At 58.2% G+C, this 20537-nt stretch carries 21 protein-coding genes; 10 read left to right on the forward strand and 11 right to left on the reverse strand.

The features are described from left to right. Positions 1-64: 64 nt before the first annotated feature. Together AC2FID_RS20050 and AC2FID_RS20055 are read right to left on the reverse strand one after the other, a co-directional pair. On the reverse strand, positions 65-1015 hold the full coding sequence (locus AC2FID_RS20050; RefSeq protein ID WP_282169148.1) for a pirin family protein: 951 nt from the start codon (positions 1013-1015) through the stop codon (positions 65-67). A gap of 111 nt (positions 1016-1126) precedes the next feature. Next, positions 1127-1966, reverse strand: coding sequence for a phytanoyl-CoA dioxygenase family protein (locus AC2FID_RS20055; protein ID WP_058272224.1), 840 nt, complete (start codon positions 1964-1966; stop codon positions 1127-1129). Between the two features lie 187 nt (positions 1967-2153). Between AC2FID_RS20055 and AC2FID_RS20060 the strand changes: the two genes are divergently transcribed. Both AC2FID_RS20060 and AC2FID_RS20065 read left to right on the forward strand, forming a co-directional pair. After that, complete coding sequence (locus AC2FID_RS20060; RefSeq protein ID WP_496838385.1) at positions 2154-2642, forward strand: twin-arginine translocation pathway signal; 489 nt, start codon at positions 2154-2156, stop codon at positions 2640-2642. Positions 2643-2689: 47 nt separating this feature from the next. Next, positions 2690-3247, forward strand: coding sequence for a ferric reductase-like transmembrane domain-containing protein (locus tag AC2FID_RS20065; protein ID WP_496838386.1), 558 nt, complete (start codon positions 2690-2692; stop codon positions 3245-3247). A 32-nt stretch (positions 3248-3279) separates the two neighbouring features. On the opposite strand, the gene AC2FID_RS20070 is transcribed toward AC2FID_RS20065, so the two are convergent. The 3 genes from AC2FID_RS20070 to AC2FID_RS20080 are packed head-to-tail and all read right to left on the reverse strand — an operon-like array spanning position 3280 to position 5782. After that, a complete protein-coding gene (locus AC2FID_RS20070; RefSeq protein WP_496838388.1) occupies positions 3280-3627 on the reverse strand; it encodes a 5-carboxymethyl-2-hydroxymuconate Delta-isomerase in 348 nt (115 codons plus the stop codon). A gap of 12 nt (positions 3628-3639) precedes the next feature. Beyond that, positions 3640-4566 carry an ornithine carbamoyltransferase gene (gene argF / locus AC2FID_RS20075; protein WP_496838390.1) on the reverse strand — a complete coding sequence of 309 codons (927 nt, stop codon included), beginning with the start codon at positions 4564-4566 and terminating at the stop codon, positions 3640-3642. A gap of 28 nt (positions 4567-4594) precedes the next feature. Beyond that, positions 4595-5782: an aspartate aminotransferase family protein gene (locus AC2FID_RS20080; protein WP_496838392.1), complete on the reverse strand. Its 1188-nt coding sequence runs from the start codon at positions 5780-5782 to the stop codon at positions 4595-4597. A gap of 292 nt (positions 5783-6074) precedes the next feature. Here AC2FID_RS20080 and AC2FID_RS20085 point away from each other — a divergent pair, with 292 nt between their 5' ends. After that, a complete protein-coding gene (locus AC2FID_RS20085) occupies positions 6075-6959 on the forward strand; it encodes a DMT family transporter (protein ID WP_496838394.1) in 885 nt (294 codons plus the stop codon). A gap of 112 nt (positions 6960-7071) precedes the next feature. After that, positions 7072-8307: an MFS transporter gene (locus AC2FID_RS20090; RefSeq protein ID WP_496838395.1), complete on the forward strand. Its 1236-nt coding sequence runs from the start codon at positions 7072-7074 to the stop codon at positions 8305-8307. Here AC2FID_RS20090 and AC2FID_RS20095 read toward each other — a convergent pair. Then, positions 8304-9107 carry an ABC transporter permease gene (locus tag AC2FID_RS20095; protein ID WP_496761358.1) on the reverse strand — a complete coding sequence of 268 codons (804 nt, stop codon included), beginning with the start codon at positions 9105-9107 and terminating at the stop codon, positions 8304-8306. The two genes, AC2FID_RS20090 and AC2FID_RS20095, sit on opposite strands and share 4 nt — an antisense overlap. Positions 9108-9233: 126 nt before the next feature. Here AC2FID_RS20095 and AC2FID_RS20100 point away from each other — a divergent pair, with 126 nt between their 5' ends. Further along, a complete protein-coding gene (locus tag AC2FID_RS20100) occupies positions 9234-9809 on the forward strand; it encodes a GcrA family cell cycle regulator (RefSeq protein WP_058272305.1) in 576 nt (191 codons plus the stop codon). 125 nt (positions 9810-9934) lie between these two features. Beyond that, complete coding sequence (locus AC2FID_RS20105) at positions 9935-10531, forward strand: hypothetical protein (RefSeq protein WP_496699791.1); 597 nt, start codon at positions 9935-9937, stop codon at positions 10529-10531. Positions 10532-10679: 148 nt separating this feature from the next. Here AC2FID_RS20105 and AC2FID_RS20110 read toward each other — a convergent pair whose 3' ends face one another. The 3 genes from AC2FID_RS20110 to AC2FID_RS20120 form a co-directional block, all read right to left on the reverse strand. Continuing rightward, entirely contained in the window at positions 10680-11756 is a 1077-nt protein-coding gene (locus AC2FID_RS20110; RefSeq protein ID WP_058276975.1) for a T6SS phospholipase effector Tle1-like catalytic domain-containing protein, read from the reverse strand. Beyond that, entirely contained in the window at positions 11734-14025 is a 2292-nt protein-coding gene (locus AC2FID_RS20115) for a xanthine dehydrogenase family protein molybdopterin-binding subunit (protein WP_496838397.1), read from the reverse strand. The genes AC2FID_RS20110 and AC2FID_RS20115 overlap by 23 nt, the downstream gene beginning before the upstream one ends. Before the next feature lie 99 nt (positions 14026-14124). After that, positions 14125-14265, reverse strand: a complete 141-nt coding sequence (locus AC2FID_RS20120) for a hypothetical protein (protein ID WP_186437380.1) — start codon at positions 14263-14265, stop codon at positions 14125-14127. Here AC2FID_RS20120 and AC2FID_RS20125 point away from each other — a divergent pair. The 4 genes from AC2FID_RS20125 (at position 14264) to AC2FID_RS20140 (ending at position 19358) form a co-directional block, all read left to right on the forward strand. After that, entirely contained in the window at positions 14264-14452 is a 189-nt protein-coding gene (locus AC2FID_RS20125) for a hypothetical protein (RefSeq protein WP_496838399.1), read from the forward strand. The genes AC2FID_RS20120 and AC2FID_RS20125 overlap by 2 nt on opposite strands. A 77-nt stretch (positions 14453-14529) precedes the next feature. Next, the gene (locus AC2FID_RS20130) at positions 14530-17685 is read left to right on the forward strand and encodes a valine--tRNA ligase (RefSeq protein WP_496838401.1); all 3156 of its coding nucleotides are present in this window, start codon (positions 14530-14532) and stop codon (positions 17683-17685) included. A 137-nt stretch (positions 17686-17822) separates the two neighbouring features. After that, positions 17823-18986: a benzoate/H(+) symporter BenE family transporter gene (locus AC2FID_RS20135; protein WP_496838402.1), complete on the forward strand. Its 1164-nt coding sequence runs from the start codon at positions 17823-17825 to the stop codon at positions 18984-18986. Between the two features lie 39 nt (positions 18987-19025). Further along, positions 19026-19358 carry a DnaJ family domain-containing protein gene (locus AC2FID_RS20140; protein ID WP_496707156.1) on the forward strand — a complete coding sequence of 111 codons (333 nt, stop codon included), beginning with the start codon at positions 19026-19028 and terminating at the stop codon, positions 19356-19358. Here the strand turns inward: AC2FID_RS20140 and AC2FID_RS20145 are convergent. Both AC2FID_RS20145 and AC2FID_RS20150 read right to left on the reverse strand, forming a co-directional pair. Beyond that, positions 19355-19726: a VOC family protein gene (locus AC2FID_RS20145; RefSeq protein WP_496838404.1), complete on the reverse strand. Its 372-nt coding sequence runs from the start codon at positions 19724-19726 to the stop codon at positions 19355-19357. The genes AC2FID_RS20140 and AC2FID_RS20145 overlap by 4 nt on opposite strands. Next, complete coding sequence (locus AC2FID_RS20150) at positions 19723-20505, reverse strand: crotonase/enoyl-CoA hydratase family protein (protein WP_109313418.1); 783 nt, start codon at positions 20503-20505, stop codon at positions 19723-19725. Before AC2FID_RS20150 ends, AC2FID_RS20145 begins: the two co-directional genes overlap by 4 nt. Between the last annotated feature and the right edge of the window lie 32 nt (positions 20506-20537).

The following is a 20537-nucleotide window of genomic DNA, read 5'->3' on the forward strand; positions in this document are numbered from 1 at the left end:
AACCCTCCCGTTGAGGCCAGGATTGCCGGTATAGCAAGTTCGGACAAGGCCCCCTGACGTCTGGTTAACGTGCCCGTCTTGGGCTTGTGCGCTCCAACTCGTCGGAAATCGGAATGAACTCCTGATCATCGCCGGGGGGCAGGTGGAATGCACCGTTGGCCCAATCCGCGGCTTTCCATTCGCGAGTGGCGTTTTCGATTTTTTCCTTCGAAGAGGACACGAAATTCCACCAGATATAGCGATCCTCATTCAATGTGGCTCCGCCCAGCAGCATCAACCGCGCGCCAAACGGACCCGCCTTGACCGAAAGGCGATCGCCCGGGCGGAACACCATCATGCGACCTTCCTCGAACGTGTCGCCCGCAATCTCAACCGATCCCTGAATGACATAAACCCCGCGATCTTCGTGGTCGTCGGGCAATGGAAAGGCGGCGCCGGGTTCAAGCTGCACATCCAGATAGAAGGTTTCCGACAGCATCGTCACCGGGCTGGTTTCGCCATAAGCCGAACCAAGGATTAGCCGGGCACTGACGCCATTGTCCTTGATATGCGGCAGCGCGCCCTGCTTGTGGTGCTCAAAATCCGGGGCCATGTCCTCGTACACCTCAGGCAGTGCAATCCAGGTCTGAACACCGAACAGGCTGTGCCGCTTAGCCCGCGTTTCTTCACTGGTACGTTCCGAATGGGTCACGCCGCGGCCAGCCACCATCCAGTTCACTTCACCTGGATAGATCATCTGATGGGTGCCAAGGCTGTCGCGATGCTCAAACTCGCCCTGATACAGGTAGGTCACTGTACCCAAGCCGATATGAGGGTGCGGCCGCACGTCGATGCCACCGTCGGTGATGAACTCGGCGGGGCCCACCTGATCGAAAAAGATGAACGGGCCGACTAATTGCCGTTTGAGCGAGGGCAACGCGCGCCGCACTTCGAAACCGCCCAGATCACGGGCACGAGGGATGATCAGTGTCTCCAGAGGCGAATTCTTGGGGTTTTGGGTAGGATTCCAACTCATGCCTGCTCTCCCGCGATCAGTTCATTCGGTTCACTGATGTAGGTTAGGCCTGACATACTCGCCTTTCAATTTGCAGAAACGCACAGAACGGGTGCGGACCCGGACCATACATCAGGCACGGCGCGGCCAAAGCTGCGGGAAAAACGCCCCATCAATTCGATCACCTTCGCGATATCCTTCGGCTTCGAACTGCGCCCGTTCATCCTTGGCCCAATCCCCCCGATACCGGATCCTGCCATCCGGAGCGGTCATCCGCAGCGTAAACCGGCGTACCGTTTCCGTTGGGGTGACTGATGACAGCCCACCGTGCAAGGTGCGCATGTCGAAGAAGATGCAGTCGCCCAGATTCATATCCCATTGTAAAAGATCGAATGCACCCGGATCGGCATTGACGTCAGGCGGCGGGTGATAGGTCAACCCTGCAACTTCGGTGGGTTCGTAGCTGGGATGCCCGTCGGCGAACCTGACCCGCATGAACAGCTTGTCCCACAGATGCGAGCCTTTGACGAAGGCGATACCGTTTTCTTTGGTAACCGGCTCAAGCGGCAACCACAGGACGCACATCGTGCCTTCGAAGTCGAAATAGGACAGGTCCTGATGAAACGGTGGACGCGAAGTTGATCCAGCCTCGCGCAGGAACCAGTTGTCCATGACAAGATTGATCGATGGTGCACCCAGCAACTGTGCGGCAAGCGGAGCACAAGGTGAGTTGTGAACGAATTGCGTGAATTGCGGGATTTTATTCCAAGCCCAGTAGTCCTCGAAATAGGCAGGTGCGCGAGGGTCCTTGGTATGGCGGGTGAAATTATCGGTTGGGCGGGCCAAATCCGCGTCGATACCGTCTCGCAAAAGTGCCAGCCAATCCTCTGAGAACCTGGAGCGCAGCACAACCGCACCGTCGCGCTTGAACGCCTTGATTTCTTCGTCTGAGACAACGTCTTCGACAATCATAGTGCAGGACCCCCCGAACTGACGGATTTCAGGATGGCACCTGCGCGGGGGCACGGTCAAAGGAATTCACAATTTGTCACCCCCGCCGCGCGACCCCTCGGAAACTGAAACAATCGTGCTATCTTTCGGCTGAAAGGATGCCCGGCATTGTCGAGGCGTGGTGAAACACTTGAAAAGAGAGGTTTGCATGCCTGGTCTTACGTTCTCTCGTCGTTCTTTGGTTTTGGCGTCTGGGGCTGTTCTGGCAACGGGTGCGACAGGCTTTTTGGTGCCAGCGCGCGCAAGTGGCGTGGCCCCCACCGCATCCATGCGCGGAGGGTCCAACAATTACCGTCCCGGCGCGCCCATCGTTGACCAGATTGGCAGCGGCGGGTTCTGGATGACCGGAACAGTGCGACGCGCCGGGGACGGTGCCCCCCTGCCCGGTCAGCGCATCCAGATCTGGGCGCATACGACAGAAGGCCACGAACGCGATTCGCAGAGCCACGGCGCAACTCTGACCGATGCCAATGGAGAGTTCCGACTGGAGATGCCGCAAATCGTACCCGCCTTTGGCCAGCCACACGGCCATCTAGCTTATGACAGTGGTGAATTCGAAACGGTTTTCCTGCGCCCAATTATGGGCAGCTCCAAGGACAAAACCTTGGCCGCGCATTTCGTTCTGCAGCCTGCCTAACCACAGTGCGTCGAAGCCTAGTAATCTGGACCTTTGTGATCCTTGCCATGGCCGTACCGATTATCGCGGCTGCGGCGAGCCCTCAGCTGGCATGGCGTGAACCGATCTACATCACCGCCGGGTTTGCCGGTGTTATTTCAATGTGTCTGCTGTTGATGCAGCCGCTACTTGCGGGCCGTTTGTTGCCGGGGCTGAACCCGGTTACCAGCCGCCATTGGCATAGGTCGTGTGGGCTGGCATTAGTCGCAGCCATTCTAATCCATGTCGGTGGTTTGTGGATCACCAGTCCGCCCGACGTTATTGACGCTCTGTTATTTGTTTCACCGACACCGTTTTCGGCTTGGGGTGTGATTGCGATGTGGGCCGCGTTCGGAGCCGCGATTCTGGGTCTTTTTCGCAAGCGCCTTGGCTTAAGGTTTCGCGTCTGGAGGTTGGGTCATGCGAGCCTTGCGATCATCACCATTACTGGCAGCGTCGTACATGCCCTGATGATTGAAGGTACCATGGAGGTCACGACCAAATGGGCGCTATGCGGTCTGGTCGTGTTGGCGAGCGTCGCGACGCTCGCCAAATTGCGGATTTGGGATATCAGGCGACCCAGCTGAACAACACAGGATCTGTGGCAACCGGACACTGGCTATGGCCCGGCCACCCGTTTCGCGTAGGAAGCGCGGTTCATCTGAACGTCTTGCACTGTGATACTGCCAACCTCGGGCAAGGCCGCCGACAGAACCTCTAATATGGCCACGGTAAGCTCAGAGCGCGTCGCCTCGTCACGACCCTGCATCAGCAGAAGCGTGGCGTGGACAAAGCTCTGGGGATCAGTGCCTAATCGGTAGTATTCTACCGGTGTCGCGCGAATTTTTATCGTTTCTGCGTCGAATTCAGGATGTTCGGCCAGAACGACAAAAAGCTGATCGCAAATTGTCTGAATATCATGGACCTGCTCTATGCCTTTCGAAAACTCCAGTGTGACATGAGGCATGGTGGACTCCGTTCAGACGCCCAGACACCAGCGCATCACGGCCTTTTGCGCATGCAGACGGTTTTCGGCCTCGTCGAAGATGACCGAGTTGGGGCCGTCCATCACTTCGGATGTCGCTTCTTCTTCGCGGTGGGCAGGCAAGCAGTGCATGAACAGCGCGTCCGGTTTTGCATGTGACATCAGCTCGGCGTTGACCTGATAGGGGCGCAGCATGTTGTGGCGACGTTCCTTGGCGGACTGGGAATCGTGCATTGAAACCCAGGTATCGGCGACCACCAGATCGGCACCCTCAACCGCTTTATACGGGTCTCGTTCGACCACGATTTTCGAGCCCTTTTGACGGGCAAGCCCCATAAACTCTTCTTCCGGATCAAGCTGGGCCGGGCCGGTGAAAGTGAAATCAAACCCGAACTGACCCGCAGCATGTAGGAACGAGGCGCAAACATTGTTGCCGTCGCCGGTCCAGACTACTTTCTTGCCCGCAATCGGACCGCGGTGTTCCTCAAACGTCAGCACATCCGCCATGATCTGGCAGGGATGGGTGCGGTCAGTCAGGCCGTTAATGACTGGCACGTCCGAGTATTCAGACATCTCGGTCAGAATGGTCTCATCGAAGGTCCGGATCATGATCATGTCGACATAGCGCGACAGGACGCGGGCGGTGTCAGCGATGGTTTCACCGTGGCCCAACTGCATGTCTTTGCCCGACAGCACCATGGTCTGCCCCCCCATCTGACGCACGCCTACGTCAAATGACACGCGCGTTCTGGTAGACGGTTTTTCGAAGATCAGCGCGACCATACGGTCTTTAAGAGGCTGTTCGTCATCAAGTGCTGCCTTTGGGCGGCCCAGGCGCGCCTGTTTCATAGCGCCCGCCTGATCAATCATGGTCCGCAGATCGCCCGCGCCGGTTTTATGGATATCGAGGAAATGGTTCATTTCAGTTCACTTTTCATTCGGGTGTGTCTTAGGCCGAGGCCATTGACTCTTCGACCTGCGCAGCGGCTTTGTCGAGGCGGATCACGGCTTGGGCGATGTCATCCTCGGTCAATGTCAGCGGCGGAAGCAGGCGGATCACGTTATCGGCGGCTGGGACGGTAATGACCTCATTATCATAGCCGGCGTTGACCATGTCGATATTGGGCGCTTTGCACTTCAGGCCCAGCATCAGTCCTGTTCCGCGCACTTCTTCGAAGACCTCCGGGTGCTCGGCGATTAGCCCTTCGAGCTTCTGGCGCAGCATCCCGGCCTTGCGATTGACGCCCTCTAGGAATGCAGGCGTTGCCACCTGATCAATGACGGCGCAACCCACGGAACAGCCCAGCGGGTTGCCGCCATAGGTAGAGCCATGCGTGCCTGCCGTCATACCGCTGGCGGCGTCTTCCGTGGCCAGAACAGCACCCAGAGGGAAGCCGCCGCCGATGCCTTTGGCGACCATCATGATGTCCGGGGTAATTCCAGCCCATTCATGGGCGAACAGCTTGCCGGTACGACCTACTCCACATTGCACCTCATCGAGGATCAAAAGCAGGCCGTTGTCATCGCAAATCTGGCGCAAGGCTTTGAGCTCCGCGTCAGGGACGGGACGGATGCCGCCCTCGCCCTGCACGGGTTCGATCATGATCGCGGCGGTTTTATCGGTGATCGCATTGGTGACGCCATCGAGGTCGCCAAACGTGACATGAACAAAGCCCGGCAGCAGTGGGCCGAAACCCTTGGTCATTTTCTCAGACCCGGCAGCGGCAATACCAGCCGACGACCGGCCGTGGAACGAGCCGTCAAAAGTGATTATCTCGACCCGTTCAGGCTGATCCTTGTCGTAGAAGTACTTGCGGGCCATTTTCACGGCCAGTTCGCAAGACTCGGTGCCCGAGTTTGTGAAGAACACGGTATCGGCAAAGGTGTGCTCGACCAGTTTGTCGGCCAGCGCCTGCTGCTGTGGGATGTGGTAAAGGTTTGAAACATGCCACAGCGCGTGCGCCTGCTCGGTCAGGGCATTAACCAGCGCGGGATGGGCATGGCCCAGGGCATTCACGGCGATCCCGGCGCCCAGGTCCAGAAAACGTCGGCCATCCGCCTCGGTCAGCCAGGCGCCTTCACCCTTCACGAAAGTCAGGGGCGCGCGGTTATAGGTCGGCAGAACGGACGGGATCATGGGATCATCCTTTTCAGGTAGTTTGAGCCTTGTGAGTGATACACTCGGCCTGTGTTCGTCAACTGATTTGGTGGAAATTGCGCCGATTTGAACAGCGCAAATAGATCAAAGGGGCCGGTTACGCGGCGAAGCGTCGGCGTCGGAGTCGCAGGATATGTGCGTTTTTGATCATAAGCCGCCGTATAACGCTGCCCGAAGCATCTGAAAACCCTGAAATTGGCAACCAGCGAAAATACTTGGCGCGACGCATTTGCTGCTTGCCATTTGACATGTGCTGACGCACCGCTGACATATGTTTGTCGCCAAAGCCCACAATCCGCCTCTTGCGGCCGTGCTGATCACCGCCGCCAGTGCATTGCTGGCCGGGACCACCCTGCTGGCCAAAGCCTTGGGGACGGACACATTGGGTCCCGCGCTACATCCAATGCAGATCAGCCATGGGCGGTTTCTGTTTGCCTTTATCGTGATCGTCACCGCCGTAGGCGTGATGCGGCCGCGCTTGCAGCGTCCGCATTGGGGCCTGCATATTGGGCGTACAAGTTTCGGCTGGGTCGGCATTACGCTGATGTTCGCCTCGGTCGCATTCATCCCGATCGCGGATGCGACGGCGATTTCCTTTCTGAACCCGGTCTTTGCAATGGTGCTGGCAATCCCACTGCTGAAAGAAGGTGTCGGCCCTTGGCGCTGGCTGGCGGCAGCGGTGGCGCTGGCTGGGGCGCTGATACTGTTGCGCCCGACACCCGATAGCTTTCAGCCAGCTGCCCTGTTGGCACTGACCGCAGCCGCAGTCATCGGGATGGAGCTGATATTCATCAAGAAACTCTCGGGTCGAGAAATCCCGATCCAGATCTTGCTGATCAACAACGCAATGGGCCTGACGATTGCCTCTGTCGCGGTGAGCTTTGTATTCCAGATGCCTACCTTAGAACAATGGGCAGCGCTGGCGGGTATCGGCGCGCTGATGGCCTGCGCGCAGGCGTGTTTTGTGAACGGCATGGCCCGGGCAGACGCCTCATTTGTTGCCCCAATCAGCTATGCGACGCTGATTTTCGCCGCTTTCTACGATTTCGTGATATTTGGCGTGATTCCGGACGGAATCAGCATGATCGGCTCAGCCATAATTCTGACCGGCGGGCTTATTCTCGTCTGGCGTGAAGCGCGGGCGCGGCAAGCCTAAAACTCTAAAAAGTTTTCCTGACATGGGCCGGGGGCGACCTGTATGTCGCAAACCCGGAAGAACGCGGATTGGTCCGGCGCAATGTAACCTCAGTTGATTTGAGAGTTTACCCATGCACGAACGCCGTATCCCCGAATGGGTGCGCCATGCCCCAGCACCTTCAGTCCGCGACTTCGGTATCCTTGCCGGGTTCGAGGCGATTGTCCGCGGCATTCTGATATCGGTCTTTCCACTGGCCATGTACCGAGCATTGGGTGATGCGTCTTCGGTATCATTCCTGTATTTTCTGGTCGGCGTTATCTCGTTGATTGCGGGGCTGATGGTGCCATTCCTGATCCGCTTTATACCGCGCAGATGGGCGTACACCGTTGGTTGCCTCATGTTCATCGGCGGTGCCCTTCTGGCGATTGAGGGCAGCCCGGCGGCAGTGGTAGGTGCGCTTGCCCTGAACACGGTAGCGACAGTGGTCACATTCATTTGCTTCAATGCTTATGTCCTGGATTACATCAGCAAAATCGAGCTGGGCAAATGCGAGACCAGCCGCATGTTTTATAGCGCGCTGGGCTGGGCAGGCGGACCGATGGCCGGCGTCTTACTGCTGGAGGTCTGGGCCCCTGCCCCCTTTGTCATCAGCGCGGTGGCAGGTGCGGTCATGCTGATCCAGTTCTGGCGCATGCGGTTGGGCAATGGCAAGTTGATCACCAAGGCGCGGGGCACCGCAAAAAACCCGCTGGCCTTTCTGCCGCGCTTCTTCGCCCAGCCGCGGTTGGTGGCCGGGTACCTTTTCGCCATGATCCGATCCTGTGGCTGGTGGATCTACGTAGTGTACCTACCCATTTTCGCCATTCAAAACGGGCTGGGTGAGCAACTGGGCGGCATCCTTCTGTCCACCACCAACGCGATGCTGTTCGCGGCCCCGCTTATTCTGCGCTGGGTGCAGGGGCGTTCGATTCGCACAGCAGTCCGCGTGGGTTTTGCTGCCTGCGGAACCTGCTTTGTCACCGCTGGGGCAATCGCAGGTTGGCCGATCGCGGCAGTTGCGGCGTTGGTTCTTGGGTCCATCTGGCTGATCGTTCTGGACATTTGCGCAGGGCTGCCATTCCTCATGGCCGTGAAACCGTCCGAACGCACTGAAATGTCAGCGATCTACTCCAGCTACCGCGACGTTTCCGGCATTCTGACACCCGGAGTTGCATCACTGGTCCTTCTGATCTCACCGGTCGCCGGGGTGTTCGCGGTCGGAGGCTTGGCCTTGTTCGGGGCCTGGGCCGTGGCCGCAAATCTGCACCCACGATTGGGAAAGCCCAAAATGACTTTTCAACCCGGTTCACTGGCCGAGACGGGTTAAGCCTTAAGGCGATACCCCGTTCGCAGCATCTGCCAGGTCAGCGCACCGACCAGCAGCGTGGCACCGGTGCATACCGCAATACCCAACCAGGGTGAGCTGTCGGACACGCCGATCATCCCATAGCGCAGGCCGTCTATCAGATAGAAAACCGGGTTCACATGACTCACCCGGTTCAGGATAGGCGGCAGCGCCTGGACCGAGTAAAACGTACCCGACAGGAAAGCCAATGGTGTCACGATGAAGTTCGTGATGGCCGCCATCTGATCAAACTTGTTGGCAAAAATACCGGCGAACAGGCCTAAGGCCCCCATGAATGCACCACCCAGAACTACGAAAATCAGGGCAAACAACGGGTTTTGCGGGTATATACCCAAAACCAGCGCAAGTGCGATCGCAACCACACAAGCGATCAGAACGCCGCGTGCAACGCCACCGGCCAGATAGCCCAGCAGGATCTCAAGCGGGGACAAAGGCGGCATCAACGTATCAACGATGTTTCCCTGCACTTTGGCGATCACCATCGACGAAGAAGTGTTGGCGAACGCATTCTGGATCACGGTCATCATCATAATGCCGGGCGCCAGAAAGGTCAGGAACGGCACCCCCATCACATCCGGACGCCCCGGACCGATGGCGATATTGAAGATCAGCAGGAACAGCCCGGCCGTCACAAGCGGCGCCAACAGGGTTTGGGTCCAGACCGCCAGAAACCGCAGTGTTTCACGCTGGGCCAGCGTGCAGAGCCCCATCCAGTTAACTGTTCCGAAACGCCGTTCGCTCTGATCTGCGGAAATCTGCATCACCTGCCCTCATCCTGATTCGAGAACCGCTTGTAACTCGGCTCGCAGTGATTAAAATAGGGGGCTGAGACGAATTCCCAAGGCGGCCCGAATCCGGGGCCGCTTTCCGCTTTTGAAAGGCAAATGATGTCCTGGACTGACGAGCGTGTAGAACTGCTGAAAAAAATGTGGGGCGAGGGCCAGTCGGCCAGCCAGATCGCCAAGGAACTGGGCGGCGTAACCCGCAATGCGGTGATCGGCAAGGTGCACCGTCTGGGCCTGTCGAACCGCGCAACCGGTGCCTCTCCGGCCAAATCCGAACCTAAAGACAAACCGGCACCCGCGCCCAAGGCCGAGGCCAAGCCAAGGCCCGCGCCTAAGACCGAACCGGCGCGCCCAACGCCGGCACCTGCAGCCGAGACAAAACCGGCCGTTCCAGCGCGCCGCCAGATCATACCGGCGGGTCAGCCACTGCCGCCGCAGCCTTCGGCCAACGAAATCAGCCCGGAGGCGCTGGCCAAGGTCAACGAGATCGAGAAGAAGGCCAAGAAGCTGACGCTGATGGAACTGACCGAGAAGACCTGCAAATGGCCCGTTGGCGACCCCGCGACCGAGGATTTCTGGTTCTGCGGCCTGCCGGTTGAAGCGGGTAAACCTTATTGCGAAGCGCATGTTGGCGTAGCCTTCCAGCCAATGAGCTCGCGTCGCGACCGCCGGCGGTAAACTCTTAGGCGTGCGCGCTGGTCTCTTGGTGTGACACGGGCGACTTGTTTTCTTAACTGACCACCCATCGAAAGGCGGGTGGTCAGTCATTTTTTGACCAGAGAGATTCTGCTATTCCACCAAGATTGAGATACAAAGTCCTGTTCTTCGCCTATGCTGTGCTGATCTTTATTGCCTACATGCAGCCGTTAGATCCGCAATTGTTCGAACCAAACACGGACAGAAAAGCCCTCTTATTGTTCATTCAAGGCTTGTTTCTGCTCGTTTGGATCATCCCAGCCGCACCCATGTGCATTGGTGGGCTTGCCTTGCTGGGGATGTGTCCAATCTCGCGTCTTCTAGCAGTATTTCTGGCGATCTCGTCAGTTGTGATTGGACTACTGCTGACACTGGCATCCGGCGTGCTCGCCTTATTTTCGGACACTCAGCTGTTGCATGGGATCAGCTTAACGATCGCGATTGCATCGAGCTTTCTCATTTGGTCGGGTCGTGATGGGAAGCCAAATCCATCACGGACTGCGAAAATCGGTATCGAACTCGACTCTGATCGCGCTCTGGTCCCTGCTGACGATTCCGATGCTCTTGTTTCAGGCACGGTTGATCGCGGACGGTTCGCCCTATTGCATCGCCGAGCATTCAAAGAATTCTCCGATCGAAACCCTGCACGGGCTACGTGGATTCTCATTCTACACAACAAAAACCGGATACAAATCGACGTCTGAATGGTACTTTCACGGTTTGATGCTCGTAGATCATCCGGACGATCAAAGGGTTTACAATTGGTCTCCAAGGCATTGGCGTTTCGATCTTGTAGAACGCCCGGACGCACTGATCGAACCGGTCAGAAACGCCTGCGTTGCTAAGTAAGTTCTACTGCGCCGGATGCGATGGCAAATCCGGCATCGGCACCCAGCGTGGCAATTCATCCGGGGAGACCGAGACATGGAGCTTCTCTGACCGGTCGCGGCCCACCTTGCGATGCTTCCGCAGCAGAAAAATTTTACCCCAGCCACGCCAGGTTCCGACAGAACGGGCGGAGGTATCCGTCGGGAACCGATCACGCCAACCCTCAGGTAGCGGAAGACCATGCAGTTCTGCCTTATCCAGCATCCAGACCAGAGAAATGTTGCTGAGGGGACGGGCCTCTTCAAAGCCGTTCAACTGGCCACCCACATCACCGTGAGTGCCACGGAACCAAACTTGTTCGACATGGCCTTTGAATTCGGGCGTACATTTCCACAAGACCGGCTCAAACACTTCGCGAGTCTCGTCCAGTGCCATTGCGTGGTACCCGTGGCGCGTCGCCGGTCCAAGCTGGTGGGTGTGAAAGGCGTGACGCTCTTCGGCCCAGCGCCACAGTAGCGGCAGACGCATGCCCAGCGCTTTGACCGTATCCCAGACGCCAACCATCTCAATCGCCACATCTTCGTGACAAAACTGCCTCCGGAACTCGGCCGCAGCCGACCCGCTGGCATTGCATTCATAGTGCCGGTAGGCCTGTTTGATGTTGCGCACAGTGGCATGTTCGGCCTTGAGCAGACCGATCATGTCAATCACACCAGCCAAGCTGCGCACACCGTAAGCGCCGCGTGAATAGCCGATGAAATAGATACGGTCGCCGGGTTTGTAACGTGAAGCGAGATAGCCATATGCGCGGCGGATCTGGCGGTTGATGCCCCGCCCCATCATCACGTCTAGCGAGGACTTCCAGTTTTCCCATTGCACACCAGATTCGTAAAAGACGGACACTTTGCTGCCCATTTCGCGGCATAGTCGCAGGGTCTGGCCCGCATGGGTTTCATAGCCCGGCTCCAACGTCGACATGGTGCCGTCCAAGATAATCACGTGGCTGACGGGCTCGCGGTGAAGCGCCTCGGCGGAATGCTCGGACCGTAAGGGCCGTCCGAGCCATCCCAGTACCTTTCTACTCAGCCGCGACAGAACCATACGTCAACAATTCCCATACTTTATGAGGTGTGAAAGGCATGTCCGCCTGCCGCACCCCGTAATCCCAGAGCGCATCCTGAACCGCGTTTGCCACCGCGGCCAGCGCGCCCACGGTGCCGGCTTCTCCGCATCCTTTCATCCCCATCGGGTTGGAAGTTGACGGAACCGGCGCCGAGGTAAACTTAATCATGGGTATCTCGGCCGCGCGGGGCAAGGCGTAATCCATCAACGAAGCCGTGAGCAGTTGCCCCTGCGCATCATGCACAACACACTCCGTCATTGCCTGACCGATACCTTGTGCCACCCCGCCATGCACCTGCCCTTCGGCCAGCATCGGGTTGATAAGATTACCGAAGTCGTCGACGACAGTATAGCGATCCACCCAGGTTTCACCGGTGTAAGAATCAATCACGACTTCGGCAACATGTGCGCCATTGGGATAGCTGCGCGCATCCAGATTGGCGCTGGCCTCGTGACTTAGCAGGTCGGCGCGCCCATCGGCGCGGGCCATCTCCGCAGCCTCGGTGAGCGTCGGCGTCAGGTTTGATCCCGGCGCGCGGAAGGTTTCATGGTCGAAACGCACATCACTTTCCTCCACCCCCATCTTATCCGCCAGATACGGCGTGAATGCGGCGATCATGACGTCAATTGTCGCCAGCGTGGCCGTACTTTGCACCGTGACTGAACGTGACCCGCCAGTCCCGCCACCATGTGGCAACTGATCGCTGTCACCCTGGACCACATTGATCTGGTCCATCGGAACTCCGGTCTGGTCTGACAGGAATTGCGCATAGACCGTCTCATGCCCCTGCCCGTTCGATTGGGTACCGACATAAAGGTTCACCGTGCCATCCTCGCAGAACTCGACTTTCGCGTTTTCCGAAGGGTCACCCAAAATGCTTTCGATATAGTAACACAAGCCCCGCCCCCGGATCAGGCCACGCTCCGCATCTGCAGTTTTTCGTGTCGCGAACCCCTGGGTCTGGGCATCTGCTCGGAACAGGACCATATCGAAATCACCTACGTCATAGATTTCGCCGGTCGCGGTTTTGTAGGGGAAATTTTCCGGCCGGATGAAATTCCTGCGGCGCAACTCCCAAGGATCGACGCCCAGTTGGCGCGCGGCGCGATCCATGACACGTTCCAGAACATAGATCGCCTCGGGCCGCCCTGCCCCCCGATAGGCGTCGACTTGCGTGGTGTTGGTATAGAACCCCTCAACCCGCAGATACGTCGTTTGAACGTCGTAAACCCCCATCAACACCTTGCTAAAAAGACTGGTCTGGATCGCTTGCCCGAAATGACTGCTATAGGCACCTAGATTTACCTTGCTGTGCACACGGTAGGCCGTGATTTTCAGGTCCTCGTCAAAGGCGAGCTCAGCCAATGAGGTCAGGTCGCGACCGTGATGATCCGACAGCATCGCCTCGGATCGGTCAGACATCCAATGAACCGGCTGCCCGAGTTTCATCGCAGCAACTGAGACGCAAAAGTACTCAGGGTACGGCATGACCTTCATGCCGAATCCGCCACCCACATCCGGAGTGGTGACACGGATCGCCTCGGGTTCCAGCTTCAGCTTTTGCGCCAACTGCCCCCGCATCGCCCAGACGCCTTGCCCACCATAGGCAAAGTGCAAACGTCCATCGACCCAATTGGCCTGACATCCCCGTGGCTCGATTGAGGTGATGATCACGCGGTTGTCGGCCACATCCAGCGAAACGGTATGCGCGGCGGCCTGAAAGGCGGCATCGGTTGCTGCTTCATCGCCCAACCCCCAATCAAAAGCACGATTGTCGGCGACCTGATCATGCAGTGGTTCGCCACCGGCTTCGACATCCAGTTTTGCGGGCAGATCATCTGTGTCCATCCAGATCATCTCAACCGCATCTCGCGCCTGCAACAGCGTGTCTGCGATCACGACAGCCACAGGTTCGCCAACAAACCGGACGCGGTCTTGGGCCAGCATATGCCTGTCGGGCGCAAGGGTCTGAGAGCCATCGCGGTTCTGCACAGTTGCTGCGTTCATCACAGTGTCGATCCCAGCCGTCGAGAGATCATCCAGCGTCATGACAAGGCGCACCCCTTCCGCTTCACGCGCGGCATCCAAATCCAGCGCCGTGATCCGACCATGGGCAACCGGGCTGCGAAAAAAAGCTGCGAACAGAGCATCTCCGGGTACATCATCGTCCATGTATCGTCCGTGCCCGGTCAGAAACCGCTGATCTTCTGTCCGTTTGACGGGCTGGCTTTTGCCGAACTTTTCCATGCGATGATCCTCCTGCGATGGCGACCGTAGCCCGCCACAAGACGATGTCCAGTCGAAGAGGCAGCTCCCTCGTGTCTTGCCAGTCATTTTTTGGTTAACCTACAGATCATCACATGGGCACATGACAGCGTATTTCCGTTCACCGCCCTGCTGACCAGCGGCGGCGAAGCCACCCACGACGTGTATGTCGGTTCCGACGCCCGCGCGGGCATGGTACGGAACGGCCCCGGCCTTCGTCATGCGCTACGCCGATGACAAACTTGCCTCAGAAAGGCATATGGGCGTCCTGAAGGATGCTTTCGGTGATCATCTTGAGACGGTGGAACTTGACGGCAACGACCACTCATTGCTGACTCTGGATTTTCATCAACCGGCCTACCAGCGTGTTCAGGACTATTTTCGCGCGCGCTTTGCCCAAGCCGAATAGCATACAACCCTTCCCCTTCCCTTACGCATTCGCTATTGCAGGCGCTGACCCGAATTTGTTGACGCAGGACGCATCCAATGGCGATGGAAAAGACATTCAACGCGGCCGAGGCTGAGGCCCGCATTTATGAGGCTTGGGAACAGGCCGGGGCCTTCAAGGCAGGCGCGAACAGATCGCGCGACGAAAGCTTTACCATCATGATCCCGCCGCCCAACGTGACGGGCGCATTGCATGTGGGCCACGCGTTCAACAACACCTTGCAGGATATCCTGACCCGCTGGCACCGGATGCGCGGCTTCGACACGCTTTGGCAGCCCGGTCAGGACCATGCCGGTATCGCCACCCAGATGCAGGTCGAAAAGATGCTGGCCGCCACCCAACAGCCCAGCCGAAACGAGCTGGGACGCGAGGCTTTTCTGGACAAGGTCTGGGAATGGAAGGGCGAATACGGCGGCACGATCATCGAGCAGCTGAAACGTCTTGGCTCCTCCTGTGACTGGTCGCGCAACGCCTTCACCATGGCGGGGGCACCACGCGATCCGCGCACCGGGCATGAAAACTCGGCCAACTTCCACGACGCGGTCATCAAGGTCTTCGTCGACATGTATGAAAAGGGCCTGATCTATCGCGGCAAGCGGCTGGTCAACTGGGACCCGCATTTCGAGACCGCGATCTCGGATCTGGAAGTCGAGAATATCGAAGTCGCCGGCCACATGTGGAACTTCAAATACCCGCTGGCTGGTGGTGAAACCTACACCTATATCGAGAAGGATGAGGACGGGAACGTCGTTTTCGAAGAAGAACGCGATTACATTTCGATTGCCACGACCCGCCCCGAAACCATGCTGGGTGATGGCGCGGTTGCGGTTCATCCGTCGGATGAACGGTATGCGCCAATCGTTGGGAAACTTTGCGAAATCCCGGTTGGTCCGAAAGAGCATCGCCGTCAGATCCCGATCATCACCGATGACTACCCCGATCCCAATTTTGGCTCGGGCGCGGTGAAGATCACAGGCGCACATGACTTTAACGACAACATGGTCGCCAAGCGCGGCGGTATTCCGATGTACCGCCTGATGGACACCAAAGGTGCGATGCGGGCTGATGGTGCGCCCTATGCCGAAGAGGCGGACAAGGCGCAGGAATACGCACGTGGTCGCGCGTTCACCGAGAACGAGATCGACGCGATTAACCTCGTTCCCGACCATCTGCGGGGTCTCGACCGGTTCGAGGCGCGCGCGAAAGTGGTCGAAGAGATCAACGCCGACGGTCTGGCTGTGATGACCCGTGCAGATGACCCGGTTCTGGGCACCAAGCTGGGCGAGGATGAAGATCCTGCCGCACTGGTGCCGCTGGTCGAGAGCAAACCGATCATGCAGCCCTTCGGCGACCGCTCGAAAGTTGTGATCGAGCCAATGTTCACCGATCAGTGGTTCGTGGATGCCGAAAAGATCGTCGGCCCCGCGCTGGATGCGGTCAAAGACGGCACGGTCAAGATCATTCCCGAGTCGGGTGAGAAGACCTATTACCACTGGCTGGAAAACATCGAGCCCTGGTGCATCTCGCGCCAGTTGTGGTGGGGGCACCAGATACCGGTTTGGTATGGTCTGGATTTGTCTGCAGAGAAATTCATCGATGACGAAAATGATGGTGACCTGGATCTGGTCGAACTGGGCCGGTTGCTCAATGAAGGTGGCATGTTACACCGTGGCAGCGTCATGGAATGTGCGCCTACTTTTGAGGCGGTCACCGAAAAATTCCTCAATGACAATGCCGACATTCCCAGCCCGCTGAGCCACGCAACTGTTGTTGAAGTTTCAGACAAACACGAGGCGATCCATCGGTTTGCTGAAAGTCTCGCTCAGTATGCCGTCGAACAAGACCCAACCAAACTGATCTATCCGGTCTGGCGCGACCCCGACGTCCTCGACACATGGTTCTCCTCCGGCCTCTGGCCAATCGGCACGTTGGGCTGGCCCGAGCAGACAGATGAGCTGGAACGCTACTTCCCTACGGACGTTCTGATCACTGGCGCGGACATCCTGTTCTTCTGGGTCGCCCGGATGATGATGATGCAGCTGGCCGTGATGAACGAGATCCCGTTCCACACTGTCTACCTGCACCAGCTCGTCCGTGACGAGAAGGGCAAGAAGATGTCCAAAACCACCGGCAACGTCATCGACCCGCTGGAAATCGTGGACGAATTCGGTGCCGACGCGCTGCGCTTTACCAACGCCTCGATGGCGGCGATTGGCGGCGTGCTGAAACTGTCCCGTGAACGCATCACCGGCTATCGCAACTTCGGCACCAAGCTGTGGAATGCTGTCCGCTTTGCCGAGATGAACGAGGTCTTCACCGACGCCGTTCCTCAACTGGACGTGGCTGACCTGAAGCCCAAAGCTGCGGTGAACCGCTGGATCATCGGCGAAACCGCACGTGTGCGGGAAGAGGTCGACGCGGCGCTGGAAAGCTATCGCTTCAACGACGCGGCCAACGGGCTTTATGCCTTTGTCTGGGGTAAGGTTTGCGACTGGTACGTGGAGCTGTCCAAGCCACTGCTGCAAGGCGACGATGCCGAGGCGCAGGCTGAAACCCGCGCCACGATGCGCTGGGTTCTGGATCAGTGCATGGTCCTGCTGCACCCGATCATGCCGTTCATCACCGAAGAGCTGTGGGGCTTGACCGGCGACCGCGCCAAAATGGCCGTCCACGCCGATTGGCCAACCTATTCTGCCGCCGACCTGATTGACGCGGATGCGGATCGTGAGATGAACTGGGTGATCTCGGTGATCGAAAACACCCGCTCGGCCCGTGCGCAGATGCGGGTTCCAGCCGGCCTCTATGTGCCGATGCTGGTGACCGAGATCGACGCCAACGGCCAAGCCGCGTGGGACCGCAACGAGGCGCTGATCAAACGTCTGGCGCGGATCGACAGCCTGACCAAAGCGGATGAGTTGCCCAAAGGTACGATCTCGATTGCCGCCCCCGGCGCCTCTTTCGGCCTGCCGCTGGCGGATATCATCGATATCGGAGCGGAAAAGGAACGGCTGGAGAAAGCCAAGGGCAAACTGGCCAAGGAATTGGGCGGTCTGCGCGGACGTCTGAATAACCCCAAATTCGTGGCTTCGGCCCCGGAAGAGGTTGTCGCGGAAGCCAAAGCCAACCTTGCCGCCCGCGAAGAAGAAGAGGCGAAACTGAATGAGGCCCTCGCCCGTTTGGCCGAAATCGCCTGATCTTCAGAATTTCGCAAATACTCAAAATCTAACACCCGCCGCTCACCCGGCGGGTTTTTTTGTTCGGTGACGTATTTCACCTTGTTTCTATCCGCTTGCGATTGTTAGCAATCTCTGCAGACAACTCCGAGGAAGTCATGGTGCGCCCTTTCCCTCCTGTGCAGACAATTTCGACTGGCCTTGTGGTGGCCGTTGTCGGCTTTTTCAGCTCTTTCCCGATCGTGCTGCAGGGCCTTATTGCAATGGGCGCCTCGGAGGCTGAGGCGGCCTCGGGTTTGATGATGGCCGCGGTTGCAATGGGGGTGACGGCGATTGTGGTCAGCCTTTGGTACCGGCAGCCGATCAGCGTGGCATGGTCAACACCTGGTGCCGCACTGCTGGCGGTCTCAGCGACCCCATTGGTCGGATTTTCTGATGCAGTTGGTGCATTTCTTTGCGCCGGAGCCCTGACTGTTGTTGCCGGATTGTGGCGTCCGCTTGGACGGCTTGCGGCCGCAATCCCGACAACACTTGCACAGGCCATGCTGGGCGGGGTTTTGCTGCCCTTGTGCATCATTCCGTTCAAGGCGGCAGTTGAGCTGCCCTGGCAAGCGCTGCCGGTCATTTTGACGTGGTTTATCGCCGGGCGGATCAATCGGTTGATCGCAGTTCCTGCCGCAGTGGTTGCCGCGGCAATCGTCGTTGTATTGAACGCCGGTGACGGTTCGGTCCGACCCGAGCATCTGGTCGCCGCCCCTGTCTGGACCATTCCGACATTCTCGATCGCATCGGCGATCGGGATTGGCATCCCCCTGTTCATCGTCACCATGGCTACGCAAAACATACCCGGCATCGCCGTCATGCGCAGCTTTGGGTATGCGCCAATTGCTGGCAAGTTGTTCTCAGCCGTCGGAGGAGCCAGTATTCTGTCTGCCCCCTTTGGCGCTCCGGCCACGTGCCTTGCCGCGATTACCGCTGCGATGTGTTCAAACGAAGACAGCTACCCGGACCCGAACCAGCGTTACTGGTCAGCGGTTATGGCAGGCCTATTTTACTGCGTATTTGGCGTCTTTGCCGTGGCAATCACCGGGTTCGCGGCCCACGCGGACCCATTGCTCATGGGTACACTGACCGGCATTGCCCTGATTGGTGTGATGGCAAATGCGACCTTTGCTGCGTTAGAGGTTCCCGCCGAACGCGAAGCGGCGATTCTGACATTCGCCATAACCGCATCAGGAATCACCGTCTTCGGCCTGGGCGCTGCAGTCTGGGGTTTGGCCGCAGGTGGTATCGCCTATCTGGTTACCAACCGATCCAGATGACAGCTTTCCCCCGCTGTGCTGGTCGGGTACTACGAACCTATGTTTGGATCGCTCGGAAAACTGGTCGAACGCCAGATCAAAAAGGCGCAAGCCGAAGGTCAGCTAGAGGGGCTGGAGGGCGAAGGACAGCCGCTGCCTGACCGTTCGTCCGAGGCTCAGACCGATCCGGCCGTCGCCGCCGGTCATCGGATCATGGCGCAAGCAGGCGTTCTGCCCGAAGAGTTCAGCATCAAGAAAGAATTAGATGCCGCCCGCAAAACCTATGCGTCGCAGTCCGATGCTGACGAGCGTAAAGTGACTATGGCTAAGATCGCCGAGCTTGAGATGCGATACAATATGGCCCGTGATGCACGACGGGCTTTTATGCGTTAATTACCGGGCGCAAATGCCCTGCTTGGCACGGAAATCGAGTTTCCCGACGGATCCTTGGCATTCGCGAAACTGTAGCCATCCGCTGTGTGGATCGGACCGAATCTCAGCCCGTGCTGCGCGGTTTGTTTGCAAAACTCGGCAACGTCCGCGACATCAAAAACGATTTTGACCGCCGCTTGCCCCTGACGGGCGGCCTTGCTGGCCGGATGCAACAACAGGCGCAACCCGTCTTTGTCAGGCACAAGCTCTACAATCCGGTCCCCTTCCAGTTGGCGCGCTGCGTAGCCAAAATGCGTCTCATAGAAATGCACCATCTTCTCGATATCCTTGGCGTACAGGATCAATCGTGTGACAGATGGCCAGATCATTTGAACTCTGGTTTGCGACCTTGCAAATTCGCCGCAATGACCTCCATCTGGTCCGGTTTGCCGATCAGTTCCGCCTGCTCTGACGACTCCTCCAGCAGCACCTCTGTGCGGGGTTTGGCTTCCGCAACCTCGATCAGGCGCTTGGCCGCGCGGATGGCCGAAGGGCTTTGGCCCGCAATGTCCTCAGCCAAGGCCAATGCCTCGGTCAGCGGGTCATCCGACAGCTTGGTAACCAGCCCCCAGTCCGCTGCCTGCGCGGCACCGATGGGGCGGGCCGAATAGGTCAACAGGCGTAAAACGTCCGACCGGACCAGCTTTGGCAGCAAAACCATACCGCCCATGTCGGGGATCAGGCCCCATTTCATCTCCATTACGGCGAGTTTAGCCTCGGGATGTGCTATTCGGATGTCGGCGCCCAGCGCAAGTTGCAAACCGCCGCCATAAGCAACACCCTGAATGGCACAAATGACGGGAACGGGCACGCGTTGCCAAACCAGGGCAACTTCCTGCACCTCATTGGCGTCCTTGTGGCTGCGGGTCATCAACCATTCGGTCGGGTCCGTTTGCGCCATGCTCGCAAAGCTGGCCATGTCCAGACCCGCGCAAAAGCTTTTGCCTTCACCCGATAGCACCACCGCACGGGCATCCGAGGCAGCGACCTCCTGCCCCGCAGAAATGATGGCCTTTATCATCGCATCATCCAGCGCATTCATCTTGTCGCCGCGCGTCAGAGTTACGTGCGCGATGTGATTTTTGTATTCGACGGATACTCGTGACATCTCAGGCCTCTCAATTCCGGTTAGGGGTACAA

It is taken from the genome of Ruegeria sp. CDSC068 (genome assembly GCF_059610545.1).